Source organism: Lysinibacillus sp. GbtcB16, from assembly GCF_019091145.1.
GTDB lineage: Bacteria > Bacillota > Bacilli > Bacillales_A > Planococcaceae > Lysinibacillus > Lysinibacillus fusiformis.
Genome location: NZ_JAGXJV010000703.1, coordinates 1 through 249, shown reverse-complemented (window position 1 = coordinate 249; position 249 = coordinate 1). Strand labels below are relative to the sequence as shown.

Below are 249 nucleotides of genomic sequence, written 5' to 3'. Positions count from 1 at the left end.
CTTGCTGTGCACGTAAGGGCACCAGTGGTCCGACAGCTCTAGCGTCTCATGAATATGTACGCCATAAATATAGCCTTTCACTTCCAGCAGCTCCTTCAAATTCTCGTATAACCCCATCCGATCCATCATCATCGCGTGGCCGATATCATACCAGAGACGCACAGGGCTGCCCTGCAAATTATCACAAATGGTTTTAGCCTCCATTAATGTCGGCATTTGGTACGATCTGGAGCGCGTTTCGATGCCGAT

Annotated in this window: 1 pseudogene; it reads right to left on the bottom strand. The window is 49.4% G+C overall.

What is annotated here, in order from left to right:
- Positions 1-249: pseudogene (locus KVT27_RS25650) on the bottom strand (sugar phosphate isomerase/epimerase); the annotation flags it as partial.